Here is a 15,085-nt window from a genome sequence, read left to right on the forward strand (position 1 = left end):
ACAGCACGGCTACTGTTGAGTCCGTTAGAACTCTAATTCTAATTCAGCTTAAAACTTCGCCAGAACGGCGCCCCAGGTGAACCCGCCCCCCACGCCTTCCAGCATGATGTTGTGGCCCGGCTTGACGCGGCCATCGCGCACGGCGGCGTCGAGCGCCAGCGGAATCGATGCGGCCGAGGTATTGCCGTGCTGATCGACGGTAACCACCATCTTTTCCATCGGCAGGCCCAGCTTCTTGGCGGTGCTGCTCATGATGCGCAGGTTGGCCTGGTGCGGGATCAGCCAGTCGATCTGCTCCGGCTGCATGCCGGCCTTTTCCAGCGCTTCGTCGGCCACCTTGGCCAGTACCGAGACCGCCAGCTTGAACACCGCCGGGCCGTCCATGTACAGGTAGGCTTCGCCGGCAATCGCGCCGCCGAAGGAATTCGGCATGCACAGGATGTCGCCATGGCTGCCATCGGCGTGCAGCGCGGTGGCCAGGATGCCCGGCTCCTGCGAGGCGGTCAGCACCACGGCGCCGGCGCCGTCGCCGAACAGCACGCAGGTGGTGCGGTCGTTGAAATCCAGGATGCGGGAGAAGACTTCGGCGCCGATCACCAGCACGTTCTTGTGCACGCCGGCGCGGATGAAGGCGTCGGCGGTCGACAGCGCGTAGACGAAGCCGCTGCAGACCGCCTGCACGTCAACGGCGGCGCCGTGGTTGGTGATGCCCAGCTTGCGCTGCACGACGCAGGCGGTGCTGGGGAAGCTGCCGAAGAAATCCGGGGTCGAGCTGGCCACGATGATCAGGTCGATGTCGTTGGGCTGCAGGCCAGCCATGTCCAGCGCGTTGTTGGCGGCGATAACGGCCAGGTCGGACGAGTTCTGGTCCGGTGCGGCGAAGTGGCGCGCCGCGATGCCGCTGCGGCTGACGATCCACTCGTCCGAAGTCTCGATGTTTTTGGCAGCGAGTTGATCAGCCAGCTCCTGGTTGGTCACGCGCTTTTCCGGCAGATAGCTGCCGGTGCCGATAATTTTGCTATACAAGGTCATGCCGTTTTACCGTCCACTAAATAGTTGAGCTTGGTACTTCCGGTGTTTCGGTGTTACGCGGCATCAGCTCGGCGATCAGGGTCGAAATGTGCGGCAACACGTCATTTTTTGCAGCATCATACGCCCGCTTGATCGCCCATTCAAAGGAATATGCGTCGGCGCCGCCATGGCTCTTGAACACCAGGCCGCGCAGGCCCAGCAGGCTGGCGCCGTTGTAACGCGATGGCGACAGGCGTTTTTTGATGTTGTTCAGGGCGCCGCGGCCGATCAGTGCGCTCAGCATGGTCAGCGGGTTGCGGGTGAACTCCGATTTGACGGTATCGGCAAAGAAGCGGGCCACGCCCTCCACTGCCTTCAGCGTGACGTTACCGGTAAAGCCGTCGCACACCACCAGGTCGGTGGTGCCCTTGAAGATATCGTTGCCTTCGACGTTGCCGAAGAAGTTCAGCGCGCCGCGCTCGTGGTCGGCCTGCAGCAGCTTGCTGGTGGCCTTGACCACGTCGTTGCCCTTGATGTCCTCGGTGCCGACGTTCAGCAGGCCGATGGTCGGGCGGGCGATGTTTTCCATCGCCGACACCAGCACCGAACCCATGATGGCGAACTGGTGCAGGTGGTGCGGTTCGCAGTCGACGTTGGCGCCCAGATCCAGCATATAGGTCGGGCCGCCCTTTTGATTCGGCATGATGCTGCAAATCGCCGGGCGGTCGACGCCGCTCATGGTTTTCAGCACGTAGCGGGCGACAGCCATCAGCGCACCGGTGTTGCCGGCCGAGACGGAAGCCTGGGCTTTACCGTCTTTCACTTGCTCGATGGCGACGCGCATCGACGAATCCTTCTTGCGGCGCAGGGCCACTTCGAGCGGATCGTCCATGGTGACTTGTTCGGAGGCGTGGACCACGCTCAGACGCGGATGCGCGTCGGCATGGTGTTTCTTCAGTTCGGCGCGGATGACGTCTTCGAGACCGACAAGGATCAGCTCGGCATCAGGCTCACGTTTAACGAAGGAAACAGCTGCGGGAATAGTGACTGAGGGGCCATGATCGCCACCCATGCAGTCGATAGAAATTTTGATTGTCATTGTTATGGCAAGCGGCAGAACCGCAACAGCCGGAATCCGCGTTGGAACATGACGGTATGCAAAACCAAATTGCAGCCGATTAAAAAAGAAAAAGCGATGCTACACAAGTCAGCACCGCCTGTTTCTGTGTCCAGCAAAAGCGACAATTACTCGTCGTTTTTGGTTTTCAGGACTTTGCGACCACGGTAGAAGCCGTTAGGGCTGATGTGGTGACGCAGGTGGGTTTCACCGGTGGTTGGCTCGATTGCCAGTTGTGGAGCAACCAGGAAATCGTGCGAACGGTGCATACCGCGCTTCGATGGGGATTTTTTGTTCTGTTGAACTGCCATGTTAATGACTCCTAATACATAAGTTCTAAAATTCTAACACAATCGACCGGCATAAAACATGCGAATCGAGCCCTACTACTTTGCACTGCTAACTTGCCAAGACTCGATTTACTCGCCGCGCATTGACACGTTCTTTACTACTACTTATTCGGATTTGAGGCTCTTCAGAGCGTCGAATGGCGAGATCTTCTCGCTTTTTGCCTTGTCCAGCAGGGCTGAGTCGGGGCAGACATCGTGTTTCGGCGTGTGCGGCAGGGCCAGCAGCGCTTCGTCTTCCACCAGGTACATCAACTCCATACTGCGGCTGCCGACGATCACGTCGATCGATTCGTCAGCAATAATCTCTTCAATTTCGTCTGCCTGTTCATCGTCCTTACCCAGCATCAGCACCGTCGACGAAGCGAGGTGGTGAGCGTAAGGCTGCAGGCAGCGCTGGCAGACCAGCTGCACGGTGCCGTTGACCGACAGCGTCATTTGCGGGAAGCCCATCTTGCTGGTGCTTCCTGCGACTTTCCAGGCGATCTCGCCGGAGGCGTCCGCGCACTCCTTGGCCAGACGGGTCATTTCAGCGACAGACGTCACGCCTTCCTGCTTACCGTTGATCCGACAAAATTCAAAGGTGTCGATCACAAAAGCATTCATTACAGAAAATTCCCCGGAAAACCTGCGATAATAGCAGGGTTTTCGACATCAAGTCAAAGCCTTAGCGATTTTTTGCGACATTTTTGTCGCTGGCCTTAGCCCATATCGCCGGCGACAGAGCATATAACATTCCCCTCATGACATCAAGTTTACTCGTATTGGCTTCCAGTTCGGCCTACCGAAAAGAATTATTATCACGACTGCAACTGCCGTTCGCGGTGGCGATTCCGGACATCGACGAAACGCCGCTGGCCGGCGAGACGCCCAGCACCACCGCCCTGCGCCTGGCGCGTGAAAAGGCCGCCGCCGTGGCCGCCAAGATGCCGGACGCCATCGTCATCGGCTCCGACCAGGTCGCCACGCTGGACGATGAACAGATCGGCAAACCGGGCAACCACGCCAACGCGCTGGCGCAATTGCAGAAAATGCGCGGCCGCGAAGTGATCTTCCACACCGCGCTGTGCGTGTGGGACGGCCGCGACGGCACGGCCCAGGTCGAAGACATCCAGACCGTGGTCAAGTTCCGCGACCTGCCGGACGCCGAGCTGGACGCCTACCTGCGCATCGAACAGCCCTACGACTGCGCCGGCAGCGCCAAGAACGAAGCGTTGGGCATCGCCATCCTGGAACGCATCGACAGCAGCGACCCGACCGCCCTCACCGGCTTGCCATTAATCGCGCTGACAGGCATGCTGCGCAACATCGGCGTCACCTTCTTTTCAAAATAAACAATGACCGGCACCCTCTTCTTAATTCCGAACACCCTGGGCGAGACCGAAGGCCTCGACTATGTGCTGCCTGAACAGGTACAGCGCATCACCTCGCAGCTGGACTACTTCGTGGCGGAAAACGCCAAGACCGCGCGCGCTTTCCTGAAACTGGTCGGCGCCCGGCATCCGCTGTGCAAGCCGATGCAGGAAATCAAAATCGCCGAACTCAACGTCAACACGCCGACCGCCGCGCTGGCCGACCTGCTGGCGCCGCTGCTGGCGGGCCAGGACGGCGGCCTGGTGTCGGAAGCCGGCGTGCCGGCGGTGGCCGATCCGGGCGCCGACCTGGTGCGCCTGGCGCATCAGCACAAGATTCCGGTGCGACCGCTGGTCGGCCCATCGTCGCTGCTGCTGGCCGTCATGGCGAGCGGCCTGAACGGCCAGAGCTTCGCCTTCAACGGCTACCTGCCGACCGATGCGGCGCAGCGCGACAAGCGCATCAAGGAGCTGGAACTGCGCTCGCGCAAGGAAAAGCAAACCCAGCTGTTCATCGAAACGCCATACCGCAACGCCGCCATGCTGGAAGCGCTGGTCGCCGCCTGCGCGCCGGGCACGCTGCTGTGCGTGGCGACCGACCTCAGCCTGCCATCCGAAACCATCCGCACGATGACGGCTGCGCAGTGGAAAACCGCGCCGGCGCCGGACTTCCACAAGAAGCCGACCGTGTTCCTGCTGCTGGGCCAATAATGACCTCGCCCTACGAATGGCTGATCGGCGTGCGCTACCTGCGCGCCGGCCGCCGCAGCGGCCGCAACAGCTTCATCTCCTTCATGTCGCTGGTGTCGATCGCCGGCGTCGGCCTGGGCGTGGCGGCGCTGATCGTCGTGCTGTCGGTGATGAACGGCTTCCAGCGCGACGTTGGCGCGCGCATGATCTCGGTGCTGTCGCATATCGAAGTGTTCGATGCGCGCGGCCTGATGCGGGACTGGCAAGCCACCGCGCGCGACGCCGCACGCAACCCGGCGGTCCAGGCCGCCGCACCTTTTGCCGAGGTGCCGGGCATGCTGCTGCAGGAAGACACGATGAAACCGGCGCTGCTGCGCGGCATTCTGCCGGAACAGGAAGCCAAGGTCGCCGACTTCATGCAAGGCAAGAACGCCGCCGCGCTCGACATGCTGAAACCGGGCGCGTGGCAGATCGTGCTTGGCTCCGAACTGGCCAAGGCGCTGCACGTCAAGGCCGGCGACCACGTCATCCTGGCGATGCCGTCGCAGCAATCGTCGCTGAACAACGTCATGCCGCAGACGCGCCGCTTCACGGTAGCCGGCACCTTCGAGGTGGGCCACTTCGAGTTTGACTCGGGCATGGCCTTCATCCACATGCAGGACGCCGAAGAGCTGCTGCACGTCGACGCCCCGATCGGCCTGCGCCTGCGCATCGCCGACGCCAATCAGGCGCCGCAAGTCGCCCAAGCGCTGAAGAACAGCCTCAACGGCGACTACCTGGTGCGCGACTGGACCCAGCGCAATTCGACCTGGTTCGCCGCCGTGCAAAGCCAGAAGCACATGATGTTCATCATCCTGACGCTGATCGTGGCGGTGGCCGCCTTCAACGTGGTGGCCATGCTGGTGATGTCGGTAACCGACAAGCGCGCCGACATCGCCATCCTGCGCACGCTGGGCGCGCGGCCGTCGTCGATCATGAAGATCTTCATGGTGCAGGGCCTGCTGTCGGGCCTGATGGGCGTACTGGCCGGCACCACGCTGGGCGTGCTGATCGCCTGGAACCTGCCGGACATCGCCAGCGGCATCGAACACCTGCTGGGCGTGCAGCTCCTCGACAAGAACATCTACTTCATCACCTCGGTGCCGTCGCAACTGCTGTGGAGCGACGTGACAGGCGTGGTGGGCGTGGCGGTGGCGCTATCCTTCCTGTCCACGCTATACCCCAGCTGGTGGGCCACCCGCACCAATCCCGCCGAAGCCCTGCGCTATGAATAAAACCGGGGTCAGTTCTGCCAATCGCACACGAGCTCATGTACCAATGGCAGAACTGACCCCGGATTAGATGTTGCGGGTGTATTCGGTTACCCATTCGATCGCGGAGAGCTGGATGTTGTACAGCTCGGCCGGCCGCAGGTCGAGCTGCTGCAGCATCTGCGCCAGCTCGCGGCTGTCGTGGCCGCGCTCGATGTGTTCGATCAGGCTGAGCATGGCGCCGTAGTCGCCGGAGCGGTGCAGCAGCGCGGCGCGCACGTCGTCCAGCACGTTGACGCTTTCCAGCACGTCGCGCATGTGGATCGAGAACAAGGTGTCCATCAGCGACATCACCCCCACCGTGAAGCCGATGTCAGCGCTCACCCGCTGCCCCGGCTTGCGGTGCTCCACCATCAACTCCATGGTCTTGCCGCGCGTGGTCGCCAATTGAAGCAGCGGCGAGGTGAATTCCTGCGTGCCGCCATTCTTCACGTACAGCAGGATCTGCAGCCAGCGCTTCAGCTGGCGCCGCCCCAGCACCATCAGCGCATGCCCCACCGAGTTGATGCGCTGCCGCGCGCCCACCGCCGGCGTGTTCACCAGCCGCAGCAGGTTCAGCGTGATCAGCGCATCGTGCTTGACGCTGCGCTCGACTTCCTGGCTGCTGGCGTCGCGGTCCAGCATTTCCAGCAGATGCAGCACACTCATCTGCGACGGCGAGATCTTCTTGCCGCTCAGGATCACCGGCCGCGCAAAATAATAGCCCTGGAAGTATTCGAAGCCCAGCTCCATGCACTCCTGGAACTCCTCGATGGTCTCGACCTTTTCCGCCAGCAGCTTCTGTCCCGGCGTCTTCAGCACCCGCGCCAGCGCCGGCAAGGTGCCGGGCTGCATGTCCTTGATGTCGACCTTGATCACGTCGCACAACGGCATCAGCTTTTGCACGTCGTCCGTCTGGCCGATCACGTCATCCAGCGCGAACTTGAAGCCGGCCTGCTTGAGCTCGCGCACGCGCGCCAGCACTTCCGGCGTGGCTTTGACCGTTTCGAGGATTTCGAGGATGACTTTGTCGTTCGGCAGAAAGCGGATGAAATCGCTCATCAGGCCCACCGCGTCGACGTTGACGAAGGCCATCTGGTCGCCCACCACCTGCCCCAGGCCCAGCTCGGCGGCGTTGGCGATCACGGTGGCGGTGGCTTCCGCATCGTCGGTGACCTGCGCGCCGTTGTAGGCAGCGGCGCCGCGAAACAGCAATTCATACGCCACCAGCCGCTGTCCCCGGTTGAGGATGGGCTGGCGCGCGAGGAAGAAATTATCAGCTAACTTGGATGGCGCCGGTGACGAGGCTATCATCATGGGACACTCCCATTCGATTTGCTTGTCACCAAGCCTACGCCAGTTTATGAACTCTTGACAACGTTTTTCTGACGGACAGGTGGACGGCGCTCGCTATTGTTGCGCGTACCCGTCGCCTGCGTGCCCTTCTCCAGCGTGAAACGCGCGCCGCTGTCCTTGCCCAGCGCCTTGACCAGCCACGGCATCACTTCCTTCAGCATCGGTTCCAGCGTGTACGGCGGGTTCAGGATGAACATGCCGCTGCTGTGCAGGCCGAAGCCGTCCGGCGTCGGTTTCTTGGTGGTCAGCACCACGTTCAGCCATTCGGCGGCCGGCAGTTGCTTGAGCTTGTCGGCGAACTGGCGCGATTCCATGCGTTGCAGCAGCGGATACCACACGGCGTAGGTGCCGGTCGGGAAGCGGCCCAGCGCTTCGGCCAGCACGTCCTTGGTCTTTTTGTAGTCCTGCTTGTCTTCATACGGCGGATCGATCAGTACCAGCGCGCGGCGCGACGGCGGCGGCAGCAGCGCCTTCAGCGCGGCGAAGCCGTCACCGCGGGTGACCAGCACGCGCTTGCCGCGCACGGTCGGACGGATGCCTTGCGCCGCCGCGTGCTCTTCCAGCTTGCGGAAGTTATCGGCCAGCAGCTTGGAATCGGCCGGATGCAGCTCGAACAGGCGCAAACGGTCCTGCTCGCGCGCCACCTGGTCGGCGATGTACGGCGAGCCGGGGTAGTAGCGCATCTTGCCGCTCGGGTTCATGGCGCGGACCAGGTCGACGTATTCCTTGATCGGCGCCGGCATGTCGGTCAGGTTCCACAGCGGGCCGATGCCGGTGTCGTATTCGGCGTTCTTCGACGCGAACGCGCCGTCCAGCTCGTAGACGCCGGCGCCCGAGTGCGTATCGATGTAGCTGTACGCCGTGTCCTTCTGGTTCAGGTACTGGAGCAACTGGATGGTGATGAAGTGCTTCAGCACGTCGGCGTGGTTACCCGCATGGAAGGCGTGGCGGTAAGAGAACATAAGCTGGTGATCCTGATTGATTCAATCCGACATTATCCCTCAGAACGCGCCGCCGACCAAAAAAGCGCGCACTTCGTTTGGATCAAGGTGTGGCGATGTCAGCTGACTAAGATGGAACTGCCACGCCGGCATCCGCTGGCGCGACATACTTTCATGGAGGAGATTATGGCTTTTAACAACGTAGGGCCGCTGACCTTCCTGGCGCCCGGTCAAACCGCGTTCTGGAGCTACACCTACGGCGGCGACCGTGGCACCCAGTTCGCCTCGGCGGATGTGAAGACGCCCAACCAGGGCGCCGTGCACCTGGCCGACCAGCAGCGCAAGGCCAAGGACAACAACGGCAACGCCACGTACTTCGTCGCCATCCACAACCAGGGTGCCGGCGGGTGCTTCCACAACCTGCAAGGCGGAGGTATGTCATGAAGATGACCATCGTAACGGACGTGCACGGCAACGTGCTGGGCGCCGTCCAGGGCCACAACCTGACGGAAAACAAGGATGGCGTGGAGGCGACCGTGTCGTTCTCGCCCGGCCACGCCACCCACATGGTGGAAGTCGACGATGACCTGACCACCGTCGATGACGTCGAAGAATTCCAGCAGCGCCTGCGCCGCCATCTGCAGCAGCATCAACAGCAACCGTAACAGCACGGCAGCCGCGGCGGGTTCGGCGCGGCTGTTTTCCTAGGCCAGCTTCTGCTGCGCCACCAGCACCCCATCCGCATCGGCATAAATCCAGTCACCGGGATTCACCGGCACGCCGGCGATGTGCACCCGCAGGTTGCGCTCGCCCACGCCCTTCTTGCTGCTTTTCTGCGGATGCGCACCGAGCGCGCGCACGCCGATGTCGCAGGCGTTGAGTTCATCGGTATCGCGGATGCAGCCGTCGACGATGATGCCGGCCCAGCCATTGTCCTGCGCCAGCAGGCCGAGCTGGCCGCCGACCAGCGCGCGGCGCAGGCTGCCGCCGCCATCGACCACCAGCACATTGCCCTCGCCCGGCGTTTCCAGCATGGCGCGCACCAGCGCATTGTCTTCATGCACCTTCAGCGTGACCACCCGGCCCGAGAAGCGCACGCGCTGGCCGTAGTGACGGAACAACGGCGGCAGCACGGCCAGGCGGCCGTCGTCCAGCAGGTTGGCGTGGTCGTCGCACAAATCGGTGGTGTCAAAGCTCATGGTCGTCCCTCTCGCATTGTTAGAATAATTTTAATTCTATGCGGTTTTCGGCGCCACCGGTACGCGGGTGTTGCTGCCGACGCCCACCGCCGTCAGTATCACCAGCGCCTGGAAGATGCCGATGAACACGAACACGCCGGCCGGATGGTGGGCATCCATCAGCGCGCCGAACAACAGCGGACCGAGCGCCAGACCGCTGTCCAGGCCGGAATACACGACGCCGAACACGCGGCCGGTGGCGTTGGCCGGCGCCGCGCCGCGTATCATCAGGTCGCGCGACGGGCCGGAAATGCCAGTCACCAGGCCGATCAGCCCCATCAGCACCACCGCCATCCACGCCGGCACCACGGCGGCCGCCAGCACCAGCGCCAGCAGCGCCGCCGTGCCGAAGGCAAGCATGATGATGCGGTCATGGTTGCGGCTGCCCGCACCGAGGAAGCCGCCATACGCCATGCCCAGCGCGGAGGCGAACATAAAGCAGGTGTAGGCCGACGTCGCCGTGCCCAGCGACATGCCGTACAGGCTGACCAGGCTGGTCGCGGCAAAGGTCTGGATGCCGGCCAGCGCCACGGCGGAAATCAGGAAGAAGGCAAAGCACAGCCACACCACCTTCAGCTTGAGGAAGCCGAAGGCGCCGGCGTCCGCTGCGCCGGCGCTTTTGCCGGCCGCCGGCAGCGCCATCGCTTCGGGCCGCAGCGCATGGCGATTCCAGGCCAGCAGCGCCAGCACGGCCAGCGGCAACAGCGACGCACACAGCAGCGCCGTGCGCCAGTCGGTGCGCGCCGCCACAAACGTCAGGAACAGCGGCGACAGCGCCCAGCCGATATTGCCGCTGATGCCGTGCACCGAAAAGCCATGCGCCAGCCGCGCCTTGGATACGCGCTGGTTCAGCAAGGTGTAGTCGGCCGGATGGAACACGCTGTTGCCGCAACCTGCCACCAGCGCGCCGAGCATCAGCTGCACGTAGCTGTGCGCGCTCGACAGCAGCACCGCCGACACCCCCAGCAGCGCAATGCCGCTGAACAGCACGGTGCGCGCGCCGAGGCGGTCGACCACGAAGCCGGCCATCGCCTGCCCCACGCCGGAAACCACGAAGAACACCGTCATCAGCAATCCCAGCTCGGCGTAGCTGAGGCCGAATTCCGGCTTCAGCCACGGAATCAGCGCCGCCAGGATCACGTGATAAAAGTGGGAAGTGCCGTGCGCCAGCCCGACCATTGCAATGACGCGGGCGTCCTGACGCCACAAGGTCTTGTCGTTCATACCGTTCTCTCTGTCGTTGTTTTGCCGAAGTGTAAGCAATTTGCCATGGTCTGATTTAAGATAGAGCGACAATATTTATCGCATTTCTGCCATGCCTATCCCCATCGTCAGCCACACCCACTTCAACTGGCACAACGACCAGCCGAGCGCCGGGCGGCCGCTGACCATGGCCGGCCGCGACCTGCAGGCCACCGCCATGCTGCCGCCCCACCATCACGACTGGGGCCAGTTCACCTACGCCCTGCGCGGCGTGATGCGGGTGGACGCCAACCACAGCAGCTGGATCGTGCCGCCGCAGCGCGCCATCTGGATACCGCCGGGCGTCGAGCACAGCGTCACGGTGCTGGAAAACACGCACCTGCGGCCGATGTCGGTGTACGCCGGGCGTGCGCCCTTCGCCGGTGGCGAGTGCAAGCTGCTGGAGCTGTCCGGCCTGTTGCGCGAACTGCTGGTGGCGCTGGAGCAGCACGACCGCGACGAGCAGTCGCCGCGCGAACAGCTGCTGATGGAAATGATCCTGGACGAAATCCCGCGCTGCGCCGTGCGGCCGGTGCGCGTGCCGCTGCCGACCGACAAGCGCCTGAAAGCCCTGTGCGACGCCCTGATCGCCGACCCCGGCGCCGAACGCACGCTGGCGGCGTGGGCCAGGCAGGTCGGCGCCTCGGAGCGCACCCTGGCCCGGCTGTTCGAGCGCGAACTCGGCATGGGCTACACGCAATGGCGCCAGCAGGTGCGGCTGGCGCACGCCGCGCCGCTGATCGCCAGCGGCGTGCCGCTGGCGCGAGTGGCCGCCGAGCTGGGCTACGCCAGCCAGTCCGCCTTCTCGGCCATGTTCAAGAAGACCTTCGGCTGCTCGCCCTCGACCTTCTTTGGATAACAACAATAATGACCGTTCATTAAGTTTTCATTTTTTCTGCCGATAACGCTTGCTTGGACAAAAGTACGGTACATTAGTGGAAACTAATCAATTAGAAAATCGATATCGCATGGCGGACCTGTCCCTTTTTTCAAACGAACAGATCGCGGCACTGCTGGCGGCTTTGCCGGACCCGGCATTCATCCTCACCCGCAGCGGCCGCTACGCCGCTGTCTTCGGCGGCACCGACAGCCGCTATTACCACGACGGCAGCGGCCTGATCGGCAAATCCATCTGCGACGTCCTCAATCCTGAAAAAGCCGCCTGGTTCGAAACGCAGATCGCCATCGCACTGGCCTCGAAGGGCCTGCATGTGGTCGAGTATCCGTTGGGGCGCGAGGACATCAAGGGTCTGGGCAGCGACGGCCCGGAGGAAGTGATCTGGTTTGAAGGCCGGGTGCAGCCGCTCGACTACCAGGTGCTGGATGAGGAAGCCGTGCTCTGGGTCGCCAGCAACATCACCGCCAGCAAAAAACTGGAAACGCTGCTGCGCACGCAGAGCGAAACCGATTCGCTGACCGGCCTGTTCAACCGCCGCAAGCTGATGAGCGGCCTGACCGAGCATTTCGAACTGTTCGCGCGCTACAAGACGCCAACCTCGGTGCTGATCTTCGATATCGACAGGTTCAAGGGCATCAACGACGAATACGGCCACCTGGCCGGCGACAAGGCCATCGCCACCACCGCCGACGTCTGCCGGCGCGAACTGCGCGCCACCGACTTTCCGGCGCGGCTGGGCGGCGACGAATTCGTGGTGCTGATGCCGCACACCGACAGCGAACAGGCGATGCCGATCGCCGAACGGCTGCGCCAGCGCATCGCCGACGCTTTACAACAATTGGGAACCCTGGGACCGGGCGCCACCATCAGCGGCGGCCTGAGCGAGATGACCGCGGGCGATCTCTCGTATGAGGAAGTCTTGAAACGGGCGGACGATGCGTTGTACCGCGCCAAGCGCGACGGCCGCAACCGCATCGTCCACCACTAGGCCGGGCTTAGCCGCCGAAAGTCAGCGCACCGTCGACCACATCCACCTTGATGGTGTCCTTCGGCCCGAACGTTCCTTGCAGGATCAGCTTGGACAGCGGATTTTCGATCTGCTGCTGGATCGCCCGTTTCAGCGGCCGCGCGCCATACACCGGATCGTAGCCCGCCTCGGCGATCTTGTGCAGCGCCGCGTCGGTCACCGTCAAGGTCATCTCCATCTTGGCCAGACGACGCTCCAGGATCGCCAGCTGAATCCGCGCAATCGCGCCGATGTTCTTCTCGTCGAGGCCGTGGAACACCACAATCTCGTCGATCCGGTTGATGAACTCCGGACGGAAGTGCGAGCGCACCTCGGCCATCACCGCCAGCTTGACCACGCCAGGATCGGAATCCTCCATCGACTGGATCTTATGCGAACCCAGGTTCGAGGTCATGATGATGACGGTGTTCTTGAAGTCCACCGTGCGGCCCTGGCCGTCGGTCATGCGGCCATCGTCCAGCGCCTGCAGCAGCACGTTGAACACGTCCGGATGCGCCTTCTCCACCTCGTCGAGCAGGATCACGCTGTACGGCTTGCGGCGCACGGCTTCGGTCAGGTAGCCGCCCTCGTCGTAGCCGACGTAGCCCGGCGGCGCGCCGATCAGGCGGGCCACCGAATGCTTCTCCATGAACTCGCTCATATCGATGCGGATCAGCGATTCCTCGGTGTCGAACAGGAAGCCGGCCAGTGCCTTGGTCAGCTCGGTCTTGCCGACGCCGGTCGGGCCCAGGAACATGAAGGAACCATACGGACGATTCGGATCGGCCAGGCCGGCGCGCGAGCGGCGGATGGCGTCGGCCACGGCGGAAATCGCCTCGTCCTGGCCCACCACGCGCTCGTGCAGCTTCTCTTCGATGTGCAGCAGCTTGTCGCGCTCGCCCTGCATCATGCGCGACACCGGAATGCCGGTCGCGCGCGACACCACTTCGGCGATTTCTTCCGCCCCCACCTCGGTGCGCAGCAGACGCTGCTTCGGCGGCGTGTTCTTTTCCAGCGACACGCCCTTGGCCGATGCGGCCTCGGCCTGCTTCAGCTCCGCCTCCAGTTGCGGCAGGCGGCCGTATTGCAGCTCCGAGACGCGCTGCCAGTTGCTTTCACGCGTGGCCTGCTCCATCTGCAGCTTGATGCGGTCGATCTCTTCCTTGATGTGGGTACTGCCCTGCACCACGGCTTTTTCGGCCTTCAGGATTTCCTCGAAGTCGTTCAGCTCGCGCGTCAGGCGCACGATTTCCTCGTCGATCAGCTCCAGGCGCTTGCGCGAACCCTCGTCCTTTTCCTTCTTGACGGCTTCCTTCTCGATCTTCAGCTGGATCAGGCGGCGTTCCAGCTTGTCCATCACCTCCGGCTTGGAGTCGATTTCGATCTTGATCTTGGCCGCCGCCTCATCGATCAGGTCGATGGCCTTGTCGGGCAGGAAGCGGTCGGTGATGTAGCGATGCGACAGTTCCGCCGCCGCGATGATGGCCGCGTCCGAAATGGCCACCTTGTGGTGCAGCTCGTACTTGTCCTGCAAGCCGCGCAGGATGGCGATGGTCGCTTCCACGGTCGGCTCGTCCACCAGGATTTTCTGGAAGCGCCGCTCCAGCGCGGCGTCCTTCTCGATGTACTTGCGGTACTCGTCCAGCGTGGTCGCGCCGACGCAGTGCAGCTCGCCGCGCGCCAGCGCCGGCTTCAGCATATTGCCGGCGTCCATGGCGCCATCGGCCTTGCCGGCGCCGACCATGGTGTGCATCTCGTCGATGAAGACGATGGTCTGGCCTTCGTCCATGGCCAATTCCTTCAGCACGGATTTCAGGCGTTCCTCGAACTCGCCGCGATACTTGGCGCCGGCGATCAGGGCGGCCATGTCCAGCGCCAGCACGCGCTTGCCTTTGAGCGAATCCGGCACCTCGTTGTTGACGATGCGCTGCGCCAGGCCTTCGACGATGGCGGTCTTACCCACGCCAGGTTCGCCGATCAGCACCGGATTGTTCTTGGAACGGCGTTGCAGCACCTGGATGGCGCGGCGGATTTCATCGTCGCGGCCGATCACAGGGTCGAGCTTGCCCAGGCGGGCGCGCTCGGTCAGGTCGAGGGTGTATTTTTTCAGGGCTTCGCGCTGGCCTTCGGCCTCTTGCGAATCCACCTTGGCGCCGCCGCGCAGGGTGTCGATGGCGGCTTCCAGCGATTTGCGGCTCAGGCCATTTTCGCGCGCCAGCGTGCCGGCGTCGGACTTGTCCTCGGTCAGCGCCAGCAGCACCATTTCGCTGGTGATGAACTGGTCGACGCGCTTCTGCGCTTCCTTGTCGGCGAGGTTGAGCACGGCGCCCAGCTCGCGGCTGGCTTGCACATTGCCACCGGTGCCGGACACTTTCGGCAGGCGTTCCAGCGCGGCCGTCAGCGCCTTGGTCAGGCCGCCGACGTTGACGCCGGCGCGTTGCAGCAGCGAACGCGCACCGCCGTCGTCCTGGTTCAGCAGGGCCGTCAGCAGGTGCAGCGGTTCGATGTATTGATTGTCATTGCCCACGGCCAGACTCTGCGAGTCCGACAGGGCTTCCTGGAGTTTGGTGGTGAGTTTGTCGTGACGCATGGTGTTGC

The 15,085-nt window shown here is 63.2% G+C and carries 16 protein-coding genes; 7 read left to right on the forward strand and 9 right to left on the reverse strand.

Translation table 11 applies throughout. The features are described from left to right. Positions 1-48: 48 nt before the first annotated feature. The 4 genes from GJ698_RS08855 to GJ698_RS08870 form a co-directional block, all read right to left on the reverse strand. Positions 49-1,032: a beta-ketoacyl-ACP synthase III gene (locus GJ698_RS08855; protein WP_154357249.1), complete on the reverse strand. Its 984-nt coding sequence runs from the start codon at positions 1,030-1,032 to the stop codon at positions 49-51. Between the two features lie 16 nt (positions 1,033-1,048). After that, positions 1,049-2,110, reverse strand: coding sequence for a phosphate acyltransferase PlsX (plsX, locus tag GJ698_RS08860; RefSeq protein WP_154357250.1), 1,062 nt, complete (start codon positions 2,108-2,110; stop codon positions 1,049-1,051). A 146-nt stretch (positions 2,111-2,256) separates the two neighbouring features. Further along, positions 2,257-2,439 carry a 50S ribosomal protein L32 gene (gene rpmF / locus GJ698_RS08865; RefSeq protein WP_072783806.1) on the reverse strand — a complete coding sequence of 61 codons (183 nt, stop codon included), beginning with the start codon at positions 2,437-2,439 and terminating at the stop codon, positions 2,257-2,259. A gap of 144 nt (positions 2,440-2,583) precedes the next feature. Continuing rightward, positions 2,584-3,081, reverse strand: a complete 498-nt coding sequence (locus GJ698_RS08870; protein WP_154357251.1) for a YceD family protein — start codon at positions 3,079-3,081, stop codon at positions 2,584-2,586. 137 nt (positions 3,082-3,218) lie between these two features. Here GJ698_RS08870 and GJ698_RS08875 point away from each other — a divergent pair, with 137 nt between their 5' ends. From GJ698_RS08875 to GJ698_RS08885, 3 genes are read left to right on the forward strand one after another with little or no spacing between them, the layout of a single operon-like run. Further along, positions 3,219-3,809, forward strand: a complete 591-nt coding sequence (locus tag GJ698_RS08875; RefSeq protein ID WP_154357252.1) for a Maf-like protein — start codon at positions 3,219-3,221, stop codon at positions 3,807-3,809. Between the two features lie 3 nt (positions 3,810-3,812). Then, positions 3,813-4,538: an SAM-dependent methyltransferase gene (locus tag GJ698_RS08880; RefSeq protein WP_154357253.1), complete on the forward strand. Its 726-nt coding sequence runs from the start codon at positions 3,813-3,815 to the stop codon at positions 4,536-4,538. Continuing rightward, positions 4,538-5,791, forward strand: a complete 1,254-nt coding sequence (locus tag GJ698_RS08885) for a lipoprotein-releasing ABC transporter permease subunit (RefSeq protein WP_154357254.1) — start codon at positions 4,538-4,540, stop codon at positions 5,789-5,791. Before GJ698_RS08880 ends, GJ698_RS08885 begins: the two co-directional genes overlap by 1 nt. A 63-nt stretch (positions 5,792-5,854) precedes the next feature. On the opposite strand, the gene GJ698_RS08890 is transcribed toward GJ698_RS08885, so the two are convergent. Beyond that, positions 5,855-7,123: an EAL and HDOD domain-containing protein gene (locus tag GJ698_RS08890; RefSeq protein WP_154357255.1), complete on the reverse strand. Its 1,269-nt coding sequence runs from the start codon at positions 7,121-7,123 to the stop codon at positions 5,855-5,857. 44 nt (positions 7,124-7,167) lie between these two features. Continuing rightward, positions 7,168-8,124 carry a 23S rRNA (adenine(2030)-N(6))-methyltransferase RlmJ gene (locus tag GJ698_RS08895; RefSeq protein ID WP_154357256.1) on the reverse strand — a complete coding sequence of 319 codons (957 nt, stop codon included), beginning with the start codon at positions 8,122-8,124 and terminating at the stop codon, positions 7,168-7,170. A gap of 165 nt (positions 8,125-8,289) precedes the next feature. Here GJ698_RS08895 and GJ698_RS08900 point away from each other — a divergent pair, with 165 nt between their 5' ends. Further along, entirely contained in the window at positions 8,290-8,547 is a 258-nt protein-coding gene (locus tag GJ698_RS08900; RefSeq protein WP_154357257.1) for a hypothetical protein, read from the forward strand. After that, positions 8,544-8,768, forward strand: a complete 225-nt coding sequence (locus GJ698_RS08905; RefSeq protein ID WP_154357258.1) for a hypothetical protein — start codon at positions 8,544-8,546, stop codon at positions 8,766-8,768. Before GJ698_RS08900 ends, GJ698_RS08905 begins: the two co-directional genes overlap by 4 nt. Positions 8,769-8,807: 39 nt before the next feature. On the opposite strand, the gene rraA is transcribed toward GJ698_RS08905, so the two are convergent. Further along, a complete protein-coding gene (gene rraA, locus GJ698_RS08910; protein ID WP_154357259.1) occupies positions 8,808-9,302 on the reverse strand; it encodes a ribonuclease E activity regulator RraA in 495 nt (164 codons plus the stop codon). Positions 9,303-9,338: 36 nt separating this feature from the next. Continuing rightward, entirely contained in the window at positions 9,339-10,565 is a 1,227-nt protein-coding gene (locus GJ698_RS08915) for an MFS transporter (RefSeq protein ID WP_154357260.1), read from the reverse strand. A gap of 91 nt (positions 10,566-10,656) precedes the next feature. On the opposite strand from GJ698_RS08915, the gene GJ698_RS08920 reads away from it, so the two are divergent. Together GJ698_RS08920 and GJ698_RS08925 are read left to right on the forward strand one after the other, a co-directional pair. Then, positions 10,657-11,442, forward strand: a complete 786-nt coding sequence (locus GJ698_RS08920) for an AraC family transcriptional regulator (RefSeq protein ID WP_154357261.1) — start codon at positions 10,657-10,659, stop codon at positions 11,440-11,442. Between the two features lie 109 nt (positions 11,443-11,551). After that, entirely contained in the window at positions 11,552-12,469 is a 918-nt protein-coding gene (locus tag GJ698_RS08925) for a GGDEF domain-containing protein (protein ID WP_154357262.1), read from the forward strand. A gap of 7 nt (positions 12,470-12,476) precedes the next feature. Here GJ698_RS08925 and clpB read toward each other — a convergent pair whose 3' ends face one another. After that, entirely contained in the window at positions 12,477-15,077 is a 2,601-nt protein-coding gene (clpB, locus tag GJ698_RS08930) for an ATP-dependent chaperone ClpB (RefSeq protein ID WP_154357263.1), read from the reverse strand. Between the last annotated feature and the right edge of the window lie 8 nt (positions 15,078-15,085).

It is taken from the genome of Duganella aquatilis (assembly GCF_009674565.1).
Lineage (GTDB): Bacteria > Pseudomonadota > Gammaproteobacteria > Burkholderiales > Burkholderiaceae_D > Rugamonas > Rugamonas aquatilis.